The 18,956-nt window shown below is 33.5% G+C and carries 19 protein-coding genes and 1 tRNA gene; 10 read left to right on the forward strand and 10 right to left on the reverse strand.

The features are described from left to right. Nucleotides 1-228 precede the first annotated feature (228 nt). Nucleotides 229-346, reverse strand: a tRNA-OTHER gene (locus ASE40_RS22015). A gap of 169 nt (nucleotides 347-515) precedes the next feature. Next, nucleotides 516-884 carry a hypothetical protein gene (locus ASE40_RS09380; RefSeq protein ID WP_057116684.1) on the reverse strand — a complete coding sequence of 123 codons (369 nt, stop codon included), beginning with the start codon at nucleotides 882-884 and terminating at the stop codon, nucleotides 516-518. Nucleotides 885-978: 94 nt separating this feature from the next. Here ASE40_RS09380 and ASE40_RS09385 point away from each other — a divergent pair, with 94 nt between their 5' ends. The 7 genes from ASE40_RS09385 (at nucleotide 979) to ASE40_RS09415 (ending at nucleotide 10,468) form a co-directional block, all read left to right on the forward strand. Next, nucleotides 979-1,593, forward strand: coding sequence for a hypothetical protein (locus ASE40_RS09385; RefSeq protein WP_057116685.1), 615 nt, complete (start codon nucleotides 979-981; stop codon nucleotides 1,591-1,593). A 109-nt stretch (nucleotides 1,594-1,702) separates the two neighbouring features. Further along, nucleotides 1,703-2,740, forward strand: a complete 1,038-nt coding sequence (locus ASE40_RS09390; RefSeq protein WP_057116686.1) for a helix-turn-helix transcriptional regulator — start codon at nucleotides 1,703-1,705, stop codon at nucleotides 2,738-2,740. A 221-nt stretch (nucleotides 2,741-2,961) separates the two neighbouring features. Continuing rightward, nucleotides 2,962-3,420, forward strand: coding sequence for a MarR family winged helix-turn-helix transcriptional regulator (locus ASE40_RS09395; RefSeq protein WP_057116687.1), 459 nt, complete (start codon nucleotides 2,962-2,964; stop codon nucleotides 3,418-3,420). 53 nt (nucleotides 3,421-3,473) lie between these two features. Then, nucleotides 3,474-5,864: a 3-hydroxyacyl-CoA dehydrogenase/enoyl-CoA hydratase family protein gene (locus tag ASE40_RS09400; protein WP_057116688.1), complete on the forward strand. Its 2,391-nt coding sequence runs from the start codon at nucleotides 3,474-3,476 to the stop codon at nucleotides 5,862-5,864. Nucleotides 5,865-5,954: 90 nt separating this feature from the next. After that, nucleotides 5,955-7,136, forward strand: a complete 1,182-nt coding sequence (locus ASE40_RS09405) for a thiolase family protein (RefSeq protein WP_057116689.1) — start codon at nucleotides 5,955-5,957, stop codon at nucleotides 7,134-7,136. 231 nt (nucleotides 7,137-7,367) lie between these two features. After that, nucleotides 7,368-9,158, forward strand: a complete 1,791-nt coding sequence (locus tag ASE40_RS09410; RefSeq protein WP_057116690.1) for an acyl-CoA dehydrogenase family protein — start codon at nucleotides 7,368-7,370, stop codon at nucleotides 9,156-9,158. Nucleotides 9,159-9,451: 293 nt separating this feature from the next. Next, nucleotides 9,452-10,468 (forward strand): glycoside hydrolase family 18 protein, encoded by a 1,017-nt coding sequence (locus ASE40_RS09415; RefSeq protein ID WP_241774347.1) that lies wholly within the window; start codon nucleotides 9,452-9,454, stop codon nucleotides 10,466-10,468. Between the two features lie 70 nt (nucleotides 10,469-10,538). On the opposite strand, the gene ASE40_RS09420 is transcribed toward ASE40_RS09415, so the two are convergent. From ASE40_RS09420 to ASE40_RS09430, 3 genes are all read right to left on the reverse strand, one after another. After that, nucleotides 10,539-11,024 (reverse strand): hypothetical protein, encoded by a 486-nt coding sequence (locus ASE40_RS09420; protein WP_057117011.1) that lies wholly within the window; start codon nucleotides 11,022-11,024, stop codon nucleotides 10,539-10,541. A 109-nt stretch (nucleotides 11,025-11,133) separates the two neighbouring features. After that, nucleotides 11,134-11,652 (reverse strand): DUF4251 domain-containing protein, encoded by a 519-nt coding sequence (locus ASE40_RS09425; RefSeq protein WP_057116692.1) that lies wholly within the window; start codon nucleotides 11,650-11,652, stop codon nucleotides 11,134-11,136. A gap of 4 nt (nucleotides 11,653-11,656) precedes the next feature. Further along, nucleotides 11,657-12,094, reverse strand: a complete 438-nt coding sequence (locus tag ASE40_RS09430) for an META domain-containing protein (RefSeq protein WP_057116693.1) — start codon at nucleotides 12,092-12,094, stop codon at nucleotides 11,657-11,659. A gap of 213 nt (nucleotides 12,095-12,307) precedes the next feature. Between ASE40_RS09430 and ASE40_RS09435 the strand changes: the two genes are divergently transcribed. Both ASE40_RS09435 and ASE40_RS09440 read left to right on the forward strand, forming a co-directional pair. Beyond that, nucleotides 12,308-12,835 (forward strand): superoxide dismutase family protein, encoded by a 528-nt coding sequence (locus ASE40_RS09435; protein ID WP_057116694.1) that lies wholly within the window; start codon nucleotides 12,308-12,310, stop codon nucleotides 12,833-12,835. 107 nt (nucleotides 12,836-12,942) lie between these two features. After that, nucleotides 12,943-14,145 (forward strand): LETM1-related biofilm-associated protein, encoded by a 1,203-nt coding sequence (locus tag ASE40_RS09440; RefSeq protein WP_057116695.1) that lies wholly within the window; start codon nucleotides 12,943-12,945, stop codon nucleotides 14,143-14,145. A gap of 38 nt (nucleotides 14,146-14,183) precedes the next feature. On the opposite strand, the gene can is transcribed toward ASE40_RS09440, so the two are convergent. The 4 genes from can to ASE40_RS09460 all read right to left on the reverse strand — a co-directional run bounded on the left by can (nucleotide 14,184) and on the right by ASE40_RS09460 (nucleotide 17,554). Next, a complete protein-coding gene (gene can, locus ASE40_RS09445) occupies nucleotides 14,184-14,819 on the reverse strand; it encodes a carbonate dehydratase (protein ID WP_057116696.1) in 636 nt (211 codons plus the stop codon). Between the two features lie 112 nt (nucleotides 14,820-14,931). Continuing rightward, nucleotides 14,932-16,578, reverse strand: a complete 1,647-nt coding sequence (locus tag ASE40_RS09450) for a SulP family inorganic anion transporter (RefSeq protein WP_057116697.1) — start codon at nucleotides 16,576-16,578, stop codon at nucleotides 14,932-14,934. 89 nt (nucleotides 16,579-16,667) lie between these two features. Next, nucleotides 16,668-16,952 carry a hypothetical protein gene (locus ASE40_RS09455; protein WP_241774348.1) on the reverse strand — a complete coding sequence of 95 codons (285 nt, stop codon included), beginning with the start codon at nucleotides 16,950-16,952 and terminating at the stop codon, nucleotides 16,668-16,670. 122 nt (nucleotides 16,953-17,074) lie between these two features. Further along, nucleotides 17,075-17,554 (reverse strand): Dps family protein, encoded by a 480-nt coding sequence (locus ASE40_RS09460; protein ID WP_057116699.1) that lies wholly within the window; start codon nucleotides 17,552-17,554, stop codon nucleotides 17,075-17,077. Nucleotides 17,555-17,660: 106 nt separating this feature from the next. Here ASE40_RS09460 and ASE40_RS09465 point away from each other — a divergent pair, with 106 nt between their 5' ends. Then, nucleotides 17,661-18,605 carry a LysR substrate-binding domain-containing protein gene (locus ASE40_RS09465; protein ID WP_057116700.1) on the forward strand — a complete coding sequence of 315 codons (945 nt, stop codon included), beginning with the start codon at nucleotides 17,661-17,663 and terminating at the stop codon, nucleotides 18,603-18,605. Nucleotides 18,606-18,635: 30 nt separating this feature from the next. On the opposite strand, the gene ASE40_RS22330 is transcribed toward ASE40_RS09465, so the two are convergent. Next, nucleotides 18,636-18,833, reverse strand: a complete 198-nt coding sequence (locus ASE40_RS22330; protein WP_057116701.1) for a hypothetical protein — start codon at nucleotides 18,831-18,833, stop codon at nucleotides 18,636-18,638. Nucleotides 18,834-18,956 lie beyond the last annotated feature (123 nt).

Below are 18,956 nucleotides of genomic sequence, written 5' to 3' on the forward strand. Positions count from 1 at the left end.
TAATTTTTAAAATTTAGATAATTGCGTTTCTGAGTTCTACCTAAAAGATTTTGAAGTAAGAAACACTTGACCTGAAATTGAAGTGTAATGGATTAACTAACAAATTATCGGATTGGAAGAAGTAAGTTAATCTTGACCCTCTATTTTTATTAATGATGATTTTAAAACTTGCCGGACTCGAACCGGAGTACCAATTTTCTGAAGTAAGTTTTAATTGACCATTAATAGTGGAACAGGTGGGATTCGAACCCACGACCCGGACATTAAAAGTGTACGAAGTAAGTTTTGATTGACCTTTTAAGGATAATTTCAAAACTACCTGCTCTAACCGCTGAGCTACTGTCCCATATAATAGTAGAATAAAAAGGTAATGGTGTAAGTGTGTACGTGGAAAGTGTTTCGAAGTAACTCCAACTTGACCTGTTTTATTCTTTTTTTTATTTCTATGAACGTTTGTTTTTATTTCTGAACAAAGATTTTAAAACTAGTGCGCAGTTATTTTGCGTAGTTAAAATTTATTCTAAATTTTCATCTTTAACTGTAACCTTATTAATGTCAAATTCAATGTAACAACCTGTCCAACAATCTGAAACTTCTGTCGCAACTTCATGATCATTTAAGCACAGTTTATTTAAACCGTGAGAACCATCACTTCCACAACATCCATAAAATCGTGTTTTATCAGGATGGTCTTTTAAATTATAATCATACAAGCCAACTAATAAAGACTTATTATTTGTTTGTTTATTAACTAGAATTGAAAAAGAATTTTTCGGCATTATATCCTTGTTATCTTCCCAACATAAATCTTTTTCCGAAATTTCGATTAATTCTGAAGTCAACTCAATTTCACATTCTTTGCAATAAATTTTAATTGCTCTCATAACTGTTTCGTTTTAACATGACAAAGATTTCAAAACCACTACGCAATTATTTTGCGCAGTAAAAAAAGAATTTTAAATTTGAGTAAAAAACAACATGAATTTAGAGAAAATCTATTCTGAATTACTTACCAATATTGGCTTTTCAGCAAATGAAATTCAGCAGAACTGGACAGGTTTAGAAAAGGCATATTCCAAGAAATCAAGACATTATCATAATCTCACTCATTTAAAAGAAATGATTGAGGGTTTTGAAACCTATTCTAATCGGCTTCAAAATCCGAATGAAATATTATTTTCTATTTTTTATCATGATTTCGTTTATTCAGCTTCAAAAAAAGACAACGAACTCAAAAGTGCTGAGTATGCTTTGTCGATTTTACCTGAAAATGTCAACTTAAATAAACAATTGGTTTTTGATGCAATCTGCGCTACACAACAACATCAGCATAATAAAATTGAAGATATCAATTGGTTAATCGATTTTGATTTAAAAATCCTTGCTAAAGATTGGGATTCTTATAAAATCTATTTTGAACAGATTAGAAAAGAATACAGCATTTATCCTGATTTTTTATACAAACCTGGACGCGCAAAAGCATTGAAGCATTTTCTGGAAAATGAGTTTATTTTTCAGACTGAGGAATTCAGGAGTTTGTACGAAGAAAAAGCGAGACAAAATATCGAAAAGGAAATTTCAATATTAACATAAAGTATATCTGTAGAGACGCACTGCAGTGCGTCTACGCAACGAATATCCACAATACGTAAGACGCACTGCGGTGCGTCTCTACAATTCAAACCGAAAAACAAATATTCTTATGTCACAAAATAAAAACGCCTTAATACGCTATAAAACGATCGATAAATGTCTGCAAAACAGATACAGACAATGGACTCTAGAAGATTTAATTGAATGTTGTTCTGAAGCATTATTTGAATACGAAGGACGTCAAAATCCAATTAGTAAGCGAACGATTCAAATGGATATTCAGCTAATGCGAAGTGAAAAACTGGGATACAATGCGCCAATTGTTGTTTACGATAAAAAGTATTACAAATATGAAGACGAAGATTTTTCGATAACCGATATTCCGCTGACGGAAACCGATATGAATGTTTTGACTGAAACCGTTTCGATGTTGAAACAATTCAAGGATTTCTCTTTATTTAATGATGTATCCGATATTTTACAACGATTGGAGGATAAAATCTATTCTGAAAAATCACATACCAAGCCCGTAATTTATCTGGATAAAAATGAGAATCTAAAAGGGCTGCATTATCTGGATGAAATATATCAGGCTATCATAAAGAAAATGGTTCTGATAATTACGTACAAATCTTTTAAATCGAGAGAAGAAACAAAATTTCATTTTCATCCTTTTATATTAAAGGAATTCAATAACCGCTGGTTTTTAATCGGAAAGAAAAAAGCATCACAGCCTATTACCAATTTGGCTTTGGACAGAATCATTGCAATTGACTACGATTTTAATCATCCTTATTTAGAAGAAGATTTTGATGCCGACATGTATTATAAAGATGTAATTGGTGTTACGGTTAATTCGGGATTAAAAGCCAGGCGAATTGAACTTTGGGTAGATGCGTCAAATGCACCTTATGTATTGACAAAACCTTTACACACTTCTCAGCGTTTAATTAAGGAAAATGAAGACGGAAGCATTATTGTCCAATTATATGTGATACCAAATTATGAAATGGAAAGACTTCTTCTAGGTTTTGGAAGCTGTCTGGAAATTTTAAGACCTGAAAGTCTGAGAAATCGTATGAAAAAGATACTTCAAGATGCCATTTCGCGTTACGAATCTGAAAATTCAACTGAAATAAATGCATAATTTTTTAAAGAATATCGAATTAAATCCGATTTAAAAACCAAAAAGAGATTTTTACAACACTAAAAATGTTAAAATCTAAAAAAAGAATAGTATATTTCCCTATAAATAAACCACCAAATCACTCTAAATCAGTGATATTTTTTAACTAACCAAAAATTTATTAAAAAATTATATGCATGCATAGTATTTTTTAATTATATTTGAAATCGATATAGTTACCTATGAAAGACAAAACGATAGATTATATTTTGAGAGCTACGTGGCAGGCTGTTTCAAGAATGTATAATGAAGAGGCTGCCAAATATGATGCTACAATGGCAACAGGATTTGCTCTTTTAAGTATGGACAAGGAAGAAGGAACTCCATCAACCGCTTTAGGTCCGAGAATGGGCATGGAAGCCACCAGCTTAACCAGAACACTTAAATCTATGGAAGAAAAAGGTTTAATTGTTCGCAAAAAGAACCCAAGCGACGGCCGAGGCGTATTAATTTACCTGACCGAATTTGGAAAAGAAAAGAGAGATTTATCTAAAAATACAGTTCTGAAATTTAATGAAACGGTTAGAAAACATGTCTCAGACGAAAAGCTACAGCATTTTATAGAAGTTTCTGAAATTATCAACGAATTAATTCAGGACAAAAATATTTTCAATCATACAGAAAACTCAGAAAATGAATAATCTCCTTTAAAGAGAAAATTCAAATTCTACCCAAAAAAACAAATTTTACAAATATGAAACGCACAATTAAAAAAGTTGCTGTAATTGGATCCGGAATTATGGGTTCAGGTATAGCCAGTCATTTTGCTAACATTGGTGTTGAAGTTTTACTTCTTGACATTATCCCGCGCGAACTGACAGAAGCTGAAGCTAAAAAAGGATTAACACTTGAAAGTAAAGCCGTTCGCAACCGTGTGGTAAACGAACATTTGGCGAATTCATTAAAATCGAAACCCTCTCCTATTTACAGCCAAAAATTCGCTAGCCGAATCACAACTGGAAATACGACTGATGATATGGCAAAAATTGCCAATGTTGACTGGATTATCGAAGTTGTAGTGGAACGTTTAGATATCAAAAAATTAGTTTTTGAACAAATTGAGAAATTCCGTAAACCGGGAACTTTGGTTACTTCTAATACTTCTGGTATTCCAATTCACTTTATGAGTGAAGGAAGAAGCGAAGATTTCCAACAGCACTTCTGCGGAACTCACTTTTTTAACCCTGCGCGTTACTTAAAATTATTTGAAATTATTCCTGGTCCGAAAACTTCAACTGAAGTGTTGGATTTCTTAAACGAATATGGATCTAAATTTTTAGGGAAAACTTCGGTTGTTGCCAAAGATACTCCGGCGTTTATTGGAAACAGAATTGGTATTTACGGAATCCAGAGTTTATTCCATTTAGTAAAAGAAATGGGATTAACGATTGAAGAAGTGGATAAATTGACTGGCCCTGTAATTGGTCGTCCAAAATCGGCTACTTTCCGTACGGTTGACGTTGTTGGTTTAGATACTTTGGTACATGTTGCCAACGGTATTTATGAAAACTGCCCAACTGATGAACAACACGAATTGTTCAAACTTCCAGAATTTGTTACCAAAATGATGGAAAACAATTGGCTAGGAAGCAAAACAGGACAAGGTTTTTATAAAAAAGTAGATAAAGATATTCTTTCTTTAGATTTAGATACATTAGAATACCGCGCTGCGAAAAAAGCAAATTTTGCTACGCTTGAACTGACAAAAACTATCGATAAACCAATCAATCGTTTTAAAGTTTTAGTGAAAGGAACAGATAAAGCGGGAGAATTCTACCGTAAGAGTTTCGCCGGAATGTTTGCTTATGTATCAAACAGAATTCCTGAAATCTCAGACGAATTATACAAAATTGACGATGCCATGAAAGCTGGTTTTGGATGGGAAAATGGTCCATTCGAAATCTGGGATGCCATTGGTGTTGCCAAAGGAATTGAAATCATGAAAGCAGAAGGTTTAGAGCCTGCTGCATGGGTTAACGAAATGCTGGCTTCTGGAAGCGAAAGTTTCTATACTGTAAAAGAAGGAGCGACTTATTTCTATAATATCCCAACAAAATCTCAAGTAAAAGTTCCTGGACAAGATTCATTCATTATCCTAAACAACATTCGCGAAAGCAAAAAAGTTTGGAGCAACAGCGGTGCAATCATTCAGGATTTAGGAGACGGAATTTTGAATTTAGAATTCCAATCTAAAATGAATACAATTGGTGGCGACGTTCTACAAGCTATCAATAAAGCAATTGACTTATCTGAAAAAGAATATCAAGGTTTAGTTATTGGAAACCAAGCAGCGAATTTCTCTGTTGGGGCTAATATCGGAATGATTTTCATGATGGCAGTTGAACAAGAATACGACGAATTAAACATGGCGATCAAATTGTTCCAAGATACAATGATGCGCGTTCGTTATTCTTCTATTCCTGTTGTTGTAGCGCCTCACGGAATGACTTTCGGTGGTGGATGCGAAATGAGCTTACACGCTGATAAAGTGGTAGCCGCTGCAGAAACTTACATGGGATTAGTTGAATTTGGTGTTGGAGTTATCCCTGGTGGTGGTGGTTCTAAAGAAATGACTTTAAGAGCTTCAGATTTATTCCGTAAAAACGATGTAGAGTTGAACGTTCTTCAAGAATATTTCTTAACAATCGCAATGGCAAAAGTTTCGACTTCTGGTTATGAAGCTTTTGATACCGGACTTTTACAACACGGAAAAGATGTTATTGTAGTAAACAAAGATCGTCAGATTGCTGAAGCTAAAAAACATGCTTTATTATTAGCAGAAGCTGGTTATACACAGCCAATTAGAAGAAATGATATTAAAGTTTTAGGAAAACAAGCACTTGGAATGTTCTTAGTTGGAACGGATCAAATGGAAGCTGGAAAATACATTTCTGAACACGACAAGAAAATCGCTAACAAACTGGCTTACGTTATGGCCGGAGGTGATTTATCTGAAGCGACTTTAGTATCTGAACAATATTTATTAGATATCGAACGTGAAGCTTTCTTGAGTTTATGTACAGAGAGAAAGACATTAGAGAGAATTCAATATATGTTAACTAAAGGAAAACCGCTTCGTAATTAGATAATAAGATGCAAGAAACAAGAAGCAAGACTTTAGAGAATCTTGCCTCTTGCCTCTTTCTTCTAATAAATCTTAAAAAAAACAAAACAAATGAAAACAGCATATATAGTAAAAGCATACAGAACAGCAGTTGGAAAAGCTCCAAAAGGTGTTTTTAGATTTAAAAGACCTGATGAATTAGCTGCAGAAACCATTCAGTTTATGATGGACGAACTGCCTGATTTCGATAAAAAGCGTATCGACGACGTTATGGTAGGAAATGCCATGCCGGAAGCAGAACAAGGTTTGAACGTTGGACGTTTGATTTCTCTGATGGGATTAAAAGTTGAAGATGTTCCTGGTGTTACAGTAAACCGTTACTGCGCATCTGGACTAGAAACTATCGGAATGGCGACTGCTAAAATCCAATCAGGAATGGCAGATTGTATCATTGCAGGTGGTGCAGAAAGCATGAGTTTTATTCCGATGGGAGGTTACAAACCAACTCCGGATTATAAAGTTGCTGCTGCAGGTCACGAAGATTACTATTGGGGAATGGGTTTAACTGCTGAAGCGGTTGCCAATCAATATAAAATTTCAAGAGAAGATCAAGATGAGTTTGCATACAACTCACACATGAAAGCTTTGAAAGCTCAGGCAGAAGGAAAATTCGACAAACAGATCGTTCCAATTACTGTTGAGCAGACTTTCATCAACGAAAATGGTAAAAAAGAAACAAAATCATACGTTGTAAATAAAGACGAAGGTCCAAGAGCTGGAACTTCTAAAGAAGCTTTAGCAGGTTTAAAACCAGTTTTCGCTGCTGATGGAAGTGTAACTGCGGGTAACTCTTCTCAAATGAGCGACGGTGCTGCATTCGTTTTAATCATGAGCGAAGAAATGGTAAAAGAATTAAATCTTGAACCAATTGCACGACTTGTAAACTTCGCTTCTTCTGGTGTTGAGCCAAGAATTATGGGTATCGGACCAGTAAAAGCAATTCCGAAAGCCTTAAAACAAGCTGGTTTAGAATTGAAAGACATTGACTTAGTTGAATTAAACGAGGCTTTTGCTTCTCAGTCTTTGGCTGTAATTCGCGAATTAGGTTTAAATCCAGATATCGTAAACGTAAACGGAGGAGCAATCGCTTTAGGGCATCCGCTGGGATGTACAGGAGCAAAACTTTCTGTTCAGTTATTTGATGAAATGAAACGCAGAGGTAATAAATACGGAATCGTTTCGATGTGTGTGGGGACTGGGCAAGGTTCTGCGGGGATTTACGAGGTTCTTTAAGACAAAGTAATACGTCTCTTTTGTCATTTCGACGAAGGAGAAATCGCACTAGTATTTCGACAAAGTAACCATCTAGTTTGTCATTTCGACGAAGGAGAAATCTCCACGACGATTGTCCACATAGCTGATAATCTTTGTAGAGTTACTTGCGGAGATTTCTCCTTCGTCGAAATGACAAGATTGAGGAAAAAGCATAAATAAAAAGATACTAAAACAAAAAAAATAAAAGTCATGAGCGACAAAACAAGAGGAGGTCAATTCCTAGTTAAAGAAACAAAATGCGAGGACATCTTTACTCCAGAAGATTTCTCGGAAGAGCAGTTAATGATGCGTGACTCTGTTAAGGAGTTCGTTGACAAAGAATTATGGGCGCATAAAGATCGTTTTGAGAAAAAAGATTACGCTTATACGGAAGCTTCTATGCGTAAAGCGGGTGAATTGGGACTTCTTGGAGTTGCAGTACCTGAAGAATACGGCGGATTAGGAATGGGATTTGTTTCTACAATGTTAGTTTGTGACTACATTTCTGGAGCAACTGGTTCGTTCTCAACTGCTTTTGGTGCGCATACCGGAATTGGAACAATGCCAATTACACTTTATGGATCAGAAGAGCAAAAGAAAAAATACGTTCCTAAATTGGCTTCTGGAGAATGGTTTGGTGCTTATTGCTTAACTGAACCAGGCGCAGGATCTGATGCAAACTCAGGAAAAACTAAAGCAGTTTTATCAGAAGACGGAACTCATTATTTAATTACAGGTCAAAAAATGTGGATTTCGAATGCAGGTTTCTGCAGCTTATTCATTGTTTTTGCTAGAATTGGTGATGATAAAAATATTACAGGTTTCATCGTAGAAAATGATCCGTCAAACGGAATTTCTATGAATGAAGAAGAACATAAATTAGGAATTCGTGCTTCTTCTACTCGTCAGGTTTTCTTCAACGAAACAAAAGTGCCGATTGAAAACATGTTGTCTGAAAGAGGAAACGGTTTCAAAATTGCGATGAATGCTTTGAACGTTGGTCGTATTAAATTGGCTGCTGCATGTTTAGATGCTCAAAGAAGAGTAACAACTGGAGCTGTAAAATATGCTAACGAAAGAATTCAGTTCAATACTCCTATTTCATCTTTTGGAGCTATCCGTTCTAAATTAGCTGAAATGGCAACTAGCGCTTACGCGGGAGAAAGTGCTTCTTACCGTGCTGCAAAAGACATCGAAGACAGAATTGCTGCTCGTGAAGCGGAAGGAACTTCTCATCAGGAAGCTGAATTGAAAGGTGTTGAAGAATATGCTATCGAGTGTTCGATCTTGAAAGTAGCGGTTTCTGAAGACGTTCAAAACTGTTCTGACGAAGGAATTCAGGTTTTTGGTGGAATGGGATTCTCTGAAGATACTCCAATGGAAAGTGCTTGGAGAGATGCTCGTATCGCACGTATCTACGAAGGAACTAACGAAATCAACAGAATGCTTTCTGTAGGTATGCTGATCAAAAAGGCAATGAAAGGACACGTTGATTTACTTGGACCAGCAATGAAAGTTCAAGAAGAATTAATGGGAATTCCATCTTTTGATACGCCTGATTTCTCTGAATTATTTGCAGAAGAAAAAGTAATCGTAGCTAACTTGAAAAAAGTTTTCTTGATGGTTGCTGGAAGCGCTGTTCAAAAATATGGTCCAGAATTAGATTCTCACCAACAATTATTAATGGCTGCTGCAGATATCTTAATCGAAATTTATATGGCTGAAAGTACAATTCTTAGAACTGAGAAATTAGCTAAAAAAGAAGGTGAAGATAAAGTTCAAGAGCAAATTGCTATGGCAAAATTATACTTGTACAAAGCTGTAGATATTGTAAACTTAAGAGGAAAAGAAGGAATTGCTTCTTTCTCTGAAGGAGACGAACAACGTATGATGTTAATGGGATTGAAACGTTTTACAAAATACACTAACCTGCCAAATGTTGTGGCGTTGAGAGAAAAAATTGCAGAAAAATTAGTTGCAGAAAATTCATACTGCTTCTAATATTACAATAGTTTTTAGCTTTTAATTTGTTTAAACCCGCGCAAGTCCGAAACTGCGCGGGTTTATTTTTGTTATTTTCCAGATCTTTCTTCGCAATATTTTTGCAACGATTTGCAAAATTTTCGTTAAAATTAACTTGCAAAGTGAATTATAATAGTTAAATATCCAATGTATTACTTTATATTTAACGTTCTAAAAACGCTAAAAACAAAATAATGAAACAAATTACTCTAATCGCTTCTTTTTTGTTGTGCTTTGGTATCACGACGACCTTTGCTCAAAAGAACAAAAAAATGGACATAATCGCTTATTACACTGGCGATTCAAAACTTATTGATGAATACGAAGTTGGCAAATTAAATCAAATTATTTTCAGTTTCTGCCATTTAAAAGATGGAAAATTAAGTGTTGATTCTCCTAAAGATTCAACTACAATCAAACACTTAGTTTCTCTAAAAGCAAAAAATCCGCAGCTAAAAATTATTTTATCACTTGGCGGCTGGGGTGGCTGCGAACCTTGTTCTGCTGCTTTCTCTACTCCAGAAGGTCGTTTAAAGTTTGCTAAATCTGTAAAAGAAATAAGCGATTCTTATAAAGTTGACGGTTTAGATCTAGATTGGGAATATCCAGCAATCGAAGGACTTCCAGGTCATTTGTATCAGGGTGTTGACAAGCCTAACTTTACTGAACTGGTAAAAATATTACGTTCTACATTAGGTAAAAAATACGAATTGAGTTTCGCTGCAGGAGGTTTCCAAAAATATTTAGACGAATCTATTGACTGGAAAGCTGTAACTCCGTTGGTAAACCGCATCAATATTATGAGTTATGATTTAGTAAACGGGTATTCTAAAGTTACTGGTCATCATTCTCCATTATACAGTACAAATGCTAATGAAGAATCTACGAATAGAGCTGTTGAATTTTTATTGAAACAAGGCGTTCCTGCAGAGAAATTAGTTATTGGCGGTGCTTTTTATTCAAGAACTTGGAAAAATGTAGAAAACGTAAATAATGGTCTTTATCAAGCTGGAGAACATATTCAAGGCATCGATTTTAAAAACTTTGCTACAACTTATACTGAAGCAAATGGATGGAAATACTTTTGGGATGATAAAGCAAAAGCACCATATTGGTATAACGCTTCAACCAAAACTTTTGCAACATCTGATGACCTTAAATCTATAAAAGCAAAAGCAGAATATGTAAAAGCGAAGAAATTAGGAGGAATTATGTTTTGGGAACTTACGTTAGATAGTTTCCGTGACGGAATGGTAAATGAAATTTACAAAGTGAAAACAGCAAAATAATTTTGTTTAAAAGAATAAAAAAAGGCAGTTATCTAAATAACTGCCTTTTTGTTTTATAGTTACAAAAACCTTATTGAACTTTTGATTTATCCAATTCTCCGATAAAAGGAATAGATTCTAAAATTTCACTGCGAATAATCGTTTGCAGGTATACTTCCAACTGAATAAATTTAGCCGCATTTATAGCTCCAATCGCTTTTTTGGCTTGACTATAAGTTTTAGAGTAAAGTTTTTCATAATCAATATGATTTTTTAAAGTACCTTTTGCTAATTCATCGGCTTTGGCATCTGTCAAAGTTTCATAATTAGCTGCATAATCATTTATTAATTGAAATTTGGTTTGACCAAGCGCTTTACGTTTGGTTTCGTACTCATCATACACTTTTGTAAAAGCTGCTGCTTGAGCATCTGACAAGTTCATGTATTGTTTTACTAAATCACTTTTAGATTTTCCGTAAACACTTTGCAAAACATCTACATCTTCTTTAAAAGAAGATTGTGCATAAGATGAAAATGAGGCAACAGCCAGAATAAGAATAAGACTTAATTTTTTCATAGTTTCAATTTTAAATTTGTTTTTAAAAATAATATGCATACTAAATATACTGATTATTAAAACCTTAAAACCCAAAACAGTATATCTATATCTTAAATAGGTAAAACTATTATTTATTCACTGATGTCTTTGGAGCACTAATTATTCCATCATAACTAATTGGCGCTCTATTGTTACTATTTACATTAAGCGTAGCTGTTCCATTAGAAAAAATACTAAACATTAGATCATAAACATCGTTTTTTCCTCGAACTGTCGCTTTTAAAATGGTATTTTTCTTTTTCTTTTCGATTTTAATATTCTCAGGTTTTCCTTCAAATTTAATTCCGCCTTCACCATTATAGGCAACATTAAATCCGCGTCCAAAAAAAGGAAGATCGCAAGTTGTGTTTTCTGTGTTAAAGTTCAAGAAATAAGTATTATAATCCAGCTGAATTAATCTTCCACCTTGCGGTGTAACCTTTTGTGCTTCAAAAACAAAATTCTTGGAATCTAAAAGTGCTTGAATTTCATTTTGCTTTTTTAGTTCTCTTTCTTCTTTTAATTCTTTTTTTGTTTTTTCCTGTGCCGAAACTGAAAAGCTTAAGAGTGAAAAAATCAGGAACATAACAGATATTTTAGCTTTCATAGCATTATTTTTTAGTAAAACGCATCATTGCAATATCTCCAGAAATAAAATTTAAAGTTTTACCATCATCCGTAATATCGTATGAAGTAATTTTTTGAAGTGTAGACATATAAATTTGTTCACCTTGTTGTCCGTCCAGACACATCATTTTGGTCACTGCCATTGGCTGGGTAAAATCAATTTTATTTCCATTCACAACCAATTTTCCCGTATAAGAATTACAGCTGTTATTGCCAGAAACTTGGTTTTCTTTTGTATTGAAAATTATTGTAGGTTTCTTATTTGGGTATAGACCATCAAAAGTAATCTTTGGACCAGTGATATAATTCAGTTCCCAAGTTCCGTCGAGTTTTGAAACTGCATCACTTTTTTTACATTTAAAAATATTGCAGGAAAGCAATATTGAACTAAGAAAAACGAGAGTAAAAATCTTTTTAATCATAATAGTTAAGAATTAAATATGAGCGAATTAGAGCAGGATGATCTCAGAAATTATTCCTTAAAACCATACGAATTTACGCAATATTTCCGTGTCATGTGCTCAATCGATATTAAATTATAACGAATAGTTTGACTTTTTTTTAACTTTTAGAGTTAAGCCATTCCGTTATTTTATGTTAAATTTACTTAATATTTAACTAAAATGCCCATATATATGAAAAAACTAATCGTTTCTTTCGCTATAATTACAGCCGTAATCATTGGCTGTAAGACAAATACAAAATCAAGTGATGCAAAAACATTAACAGTTGCATTAGAACCAAAAAGCAACAGTAAGGTTACTGGAACTGCTGTTTTTACAGAGAAAAATGGAAAAGTTACTTTTACTGCAAAAATGACTGGACTAGAACCAGGAGTTCACGCTATACATATCCATGAAAAAGCAGATTGTAGTGCTGCAGACGGAAGCTCTGCTGGAGGACACTGGAATCCAACTTTTAAAAAACACGGAAAATGGGGAGTTGGAGAATATCATAAAGGTGATATCGGAAACTTTACTGCAGATGCAAAAGGTAATGGATCGATCACTTTAACTACTGACGAATGGTGCGTTGGATGTGGAGATTCTAACAAAGATGTTCTTGGCAAAGGTTTAATCGTTCATGCAGGAACAGATGATTTTACAACCCAGCCTACAGGAAATGCCGGCGGAAGAGTTGCTTGTGCAGGAATCATCAAATAAGAAAATACAATAACCACTATTTTTAACAAAATCTAGTGGTTATTTCATTTTAAAATGAATCCTAAAACAAGAAAAAGACATAGCTTTGCATTAGCAAAATTAAGTCAATGATTAACCCATCAGCACACGGCTGGATAGATAAGTTTTTTAGTGAACAGAAGTTTTCAGAAGCAATTCCTTTTGAAACAGTAGAATCGTTTTACTATAAAGTAAGAGAAACGGGATTTATTTATGGTCATATTATTGCTATAGATTCTCAGATTCCGATTCCAATAAAAGGCTGGTTTAAAACTGAAATTTCTAAAGTAGCTTTACTTAATACACTCTATCATGTTTTTTGTTTAGAGAAAAGAAACTCGGAACCTAAAAATTTCATCTCAGAAGTTTTAAAGTTTTACAAACAAATGAATCCAGAAGGATTTAACTTGTTTAAAATTTTACTTCCAAAAGATACTCCTTCTCTCTCTCTGGAAAGCATTATTGACCAAAGGGTTCAGACGAATGACAGCATCATCAGCAAAAACTTTTCGCATTTGGTAACAAATGCTTTATTGTTTATTGATGTTTTAGCTTTTAGACAATATTTGGCTCATGGCGAAATTCCAGAAAAATATCTAAAACGTATTGAAGAAACAGTTCTTGGTATTGTGGGTTTAGCGCTAAAAACTAAAACGGTAAAATCACAGCACGATGATTTATTGATTAAATTATTCGAAGCTTCTATTCGTTATTCTAAATTCTCTAAAGTTACTGTAGATACTTTAGAAACCTTGCAGTTAGATTATTTCAGCAACAAATTAGAGCAATATTATTTAATTGATATGGCTGGAATGGCACTTTGGAGTGATGGTGTTGTTGAAAATGAAGAAGCTTATTTTTTATATTCTTTAGGATCAATGATGGGTGTTACAGATGAATTTACAGCCCAAAGTATTGCAACAACGAACGCTTTTATCACAACTCATAAAAGTAAAATTCCGTATTTTAATTACTCAAACCCTGTTAAGCATTTTTACGATCAAATGACGCACAGCGTTATAAAATTGATCACAAGAAACAAAAACCGATTGGTAAGAGAAATTATGCAGAGTAAAGAACTCGTTGTTTTATTAGCATACTCTACAACAAGAGATTTGGATGCAAAGGAAAAAAAGAAAGTCAAAAAACAGCTTTTGGACATTTGTAAAACAATTCCATCGCTTACGATATTTTTACTTCCAGGAGGAAGTTTGTTATTACCAATATTAATCAAGTTTATCCCAACAATGCTTCCATCTGCATTTAACGAAAACTTAGATGAAAATGAATAAAAAAAAATCGCCCTTTTGAGGGCGATTTTTTTTATCTATTAAAGATCTAATTGATAAACTTCGTCTAGTTCATCATTCGACGCGATATTTACATTTAAATCGGTTACAAAACCTGAATTTAATCCGTAAACCCATCCGTGAAGCATTAAATCCTGACCATTTTTCCATGCATTTTGTACAATAGAAGTCTTAGCTAAATTGTAAACCTGCTCTTTTGCATTGATTTCAACAAAAGCATTAAAACGTTCTGTTTCGTCCTCAATTGAGTTTAAGTATTTATCGTGCAGACGGTATTCATCTTTTATGTGACGCAGCCAGTTATCAATAATTCCAACAGATTGGTGTCCCATTGCAGCTTTTACACCTCCGCATCCATAATGTCCGCATACGATAACGTGTTTTACTTTTAATACATTTACAGCATAATCTAGAACACTAAGCATATTCATATCAGAATGCACAACCATATTTGCGATATTACGGTGAACAAAAACTTCACCTGGTTTTGCACCAACAATTTCGTTTGCAGGAACACGGCTGTCAGAACATCCAATCCATAATAATGGCGGCGACTGACCTTTTGCTAAATCAGCAAAATAATTTGGATCTAATGCCAATGAATTCTCTACCCACTTTTTATTGTTTTCTAATAACTGCTCATAAAACTTTCTCATTTTTTTATTTTTTTTGTGGTAATTTTTAAGTTATAATCTTCTCAAAAAAGAACTTGAGGTAAAGTTACCTAAATTTTAAGATTTCTTCCTCCTTAAAAACACCTTATTTTAATTATTCTCCTTTAACAACTTCTTTTTTAACCACTTCCCTTTTTGCTACATCATAATAATGTTCAATAGTAACGTGATTGTTATTATCTGGTGTATTTTCTAATTCGTATGCTTCTTTAAAGCCTTTAAGTTTGACTTTAATGTTATCATCAATTGCCCTTGTTTCTTTAAATTCACGAATCAAATCTAAAACATCATGTGCAATATACTCTGTATCATGAGCATTGATAATTACTTTTGAATTTTCAGGAATTTCATTCAGCGTTTGTTTGATCGCAGCTTTGTTTAAAAATGAAACTTCCTGCGCTAAATCGATGTGAATAATATCACCGTCTTCATATTCTTCTTTTTTGAAGATATAAGCTCTTTTTAAGTTTCCTCTTAAAACAAAAATGATACTAATAATAATTCCCAACGCAACACCTTTTAGCAAATCTGTCGCAACGACAAAGACCAAAGTTGCAATAAAAGGGACAAACTGGTATTTCCCCTTTTCCCAGAAATGCATAAAAGTTGCTGGTTTTGCTAATTTATAACCCACTAAAATTAAAACTGTTGCCAATGTTGCCAACGGAATTTTGTTTAAAATTGCTGGAATCGATAATACACTTATTAATAAAAGTACACCATGAATAATAGTAGACATTTTAGATTTTGCACCAGCATTATTATTAGCTGACGAACGCACTACAACAGATGTCATAGGAAGTCCTCCTAAAAGAGAACTTATTATATTACCCAGACCTTGCGCTTTTAATTCAACATTTGTGTTTGTGTATCGTTTTTGAGCATCCATTCTATCTGAGGCTTCAATACATAAAAGTGTTTCAATAGAAGCAACAATGGCAATTGTAACAGCAACTACCCAAACCTGCGGATTTGAAACAGCGGCAAAGTTTGGCGTAATTATAATTGATTTAAATTCATCAAAAGATTTTGGAACTGGCAAAGAAACCAAATGTTCTTTTCCAATTGCCAAAGCGCTTCCTGTTGATACAAATATTTCGTTTAAAACAACCCCAGCAATAACTGCAACTAGTGCTCCTGGAACTAATTTTATTCTTTTTAGAAATGGTACCTTCTCCCACGAAAGCAAGATTATCAGTGATACTAAAGAAACTACTACGGCTCCTAATTGAATGTGATTTAAAAGATCAAACAAAAACGAAAAAGAATTACTTCCATCATTTTGTATAAAGGCTTGATCCCCTTCAAAATCAGCATCATAACCAAAAGCATGAGGGATTTGTTTTAAGATGATGATGATTCCAATACCAGCTAACATTCCTTCAATTACATTTGTTGGGAAATAGTTGGATATACTTCCGGCTTTTAAAAATCCTAATGCTAATTGAATTAATCCTGCAATAAAAACAGACATTAAAAATACATCGAAAGCTCCAAAATCGGTGATTGCGGTTAAAATAATAGCTGTCAACCCAGCAGCTGGACCCGATACACTAATATGTGACTGGCTTAAATAACCTACCACAATACCGCCCACAACACCAGCAATAATTCCAGAAAATAACGGCGCCCCAGAAGCCATTGCAATACCTAAACACAATGGAAGAGCCACCAAGAAAACCACTAAACCTGACGCAAAATCAGACTTAAGGTTGGCAAAAAGATTGATTTTTTTTGTCATAATAATACAATACTAAAAAAATTATTCATTAAAGATTTACCCCATTTGCTTAAATTCAAATGCGGCTAAAGATCAAATAATCGGAAGTATTATACTAAATTGGGAGGTGGAGCAAATATGCTCGGAGAAATATTGTCAAGTTTTACAATATTTTCAGATATGATTGTTTTTTTCTCGATGTAAACCGGAATTATAACTTCATGCTCCAAAATTGATGGATGATGCATAACATTTTTCAGCTCTTTATGTACTTCTTCTTCAGCTATACTAAAAGATACAACTGTATTATTCCCTTTCTTTATCGCCTGAACAATTGTCGGGGTCGATAAGAAGGCAATAAAAATGAATAATAATATGCGAGCAACTAATTTCATTGAAGCAAAAATAGCGTTAAACAAATAAAATCAAAGAGATTTTTATAGAAATTTAACATAAACAAAAAAGCAGAACGCAATTTTTATGCTGTTCTGCTTTTAAATCGTTAACAAACAATATTTTAAAGAGTTTCTTCTAACCAAGCATTCATCATCCAAATTGTTTTTTCCTGCTCAGCAATAAAGTCACTCATCATAGAATTAGTACCTTCATCGTTAATTTCGTCAGATTTGTTTAGTATGTCTCTTTCAATTTTTAACAAATCTGATAACGAATGAACAATTAACTGAACAGCTTTTTCATCATTAGAAATATTTTTTCCAACAGTTAATTTGTTATTTTTAATATAGTCATCAAAAGTGTGCAGCGGAGTTCCTCCAATTGTCAAAACTCTTTCAGCTATCATATCAATTTTTAATTGTGCATCTGTATATAATTCTTCAAATTTTACGTGTAAATCAAAAAAACGTTTTCCTCGAATGTTCCAGTGAATCCCTCTCAAGTTTTGATAATATACCTGAAAGTTTGATAATAATACATTCAACTCTTTTACTAATTCTTCTGATTCTTTTACAGGTAATCCTAAAATATTTGTTTTCATAATTTAATTTTTACACTAATTTACTACAAATTTAAAGTAAGTTTCATGAATTTTATATAAATAAAAATTATATTTTCTTATTTTTGCATCAAAATTTACTATCAATATGACTATAACTCAATTACAATATGTGTTAGCAGTTGCTGAGCATAAAAATTTCACTCTTGCTGCTGAAAAATGCTTTGTAACTCAGCCAACCTTGAGTATGCAGATACAAAAGATTGAAGAAGAACTTAATATATTAATTTTCGACAGAAGCAAAAAACCTATTCAACTTACTGACATTGGTCAAAAAATAGTGAACCAGGCAAAAAACATTGTAAACGAAGCCGATCGAATAAAAGACATTGTAGAGCAGCAAAAAGGTTTTATAGGAGGAGAATTCCGCTTAGGAATAATTCCAACCATTATGCCGACGCTTTTACCGATGTTTTTAAATAATTTCATCAAAAAATATCCAAAGGTAAAACTCTTAATTGAAGAGCTTAACACAGACGAAATTATTGTAAAGTTAAAAAACGGACATTTAGATGCTGCGATAGCTGCAACACCGTTGGAAGATGAAAAAATCAAAGAAATAGTTTTATACTTCGAACCATTTGTGGCTTATATTCCTGAGCATCATGCTAGTTTTCAAAAGCAGGAAATAGAAGTTTCTGATTTAAATTTAAATGAAATCCTTCTTTTGCAAGACGGACACTGCTTTAGAGATGGAATTCTTAATTTATGCAAAAATGGTTCCGACATCGATCAGACTAATTTTCAGATTCAAAGCGGCAGTTTTGAAACCCTGATTAAATTAGCAGACGAAGGCCTTGGCACAACGTTACTTCCGTACTTGCACACCTTAGACTTAAAAGATTCCGACAAACTGAAACTACGTAATTTTAAGGAACCAAAACCTGCTCGTGAGGTAAGTTTAATTTACCCAAAGAGCGAATTAAAAATGCAAATCATTGATGCGATCAGATCTACAATTGCCGGCGTTGTAAAAGGAGCAATTGTTTTTCAGAATGTTCAAATCATTAGTCCTTTACAAAAGAGAGCATAAAAAAAGGAGCCAATTTTGGCTCCTTTTCTCTTATACTTTAATTAGCTGTAGACTCTGTTTTAATTCTGGTTTTTCAATAATGAAATTTAATAACCATTCTTGCAATTGTTCCATTTCGTAAGGTAACAGTGTTTTGATAGCTTTTTCTAACTCCTTGCAGAAAAGTACCGGGTCGAAACTTACTCTTTCAAGTATTGATTTCGTGTAATCAAACATCATTTTTGACATAATAAAATAAGATTTTCGGGGGTTATCTATTTTTTTAAACTCGAGCAAATTTAATCAAATATCCAACATAAATACTACTTTTAACTTATTTTTTTAAAAAATTTAGCAACGAATACGTTTTCT

The organism is Flavobacterium sp. Root935 (assembly GCF_001429295.1).
In the GTDB taxonomy this organism is placed as follows: domain Bacteria; phylum Bacteroidota; class Bacteroidia; order Flavobacteriales; family Flavobacteriaceae; genus Flavobacterium.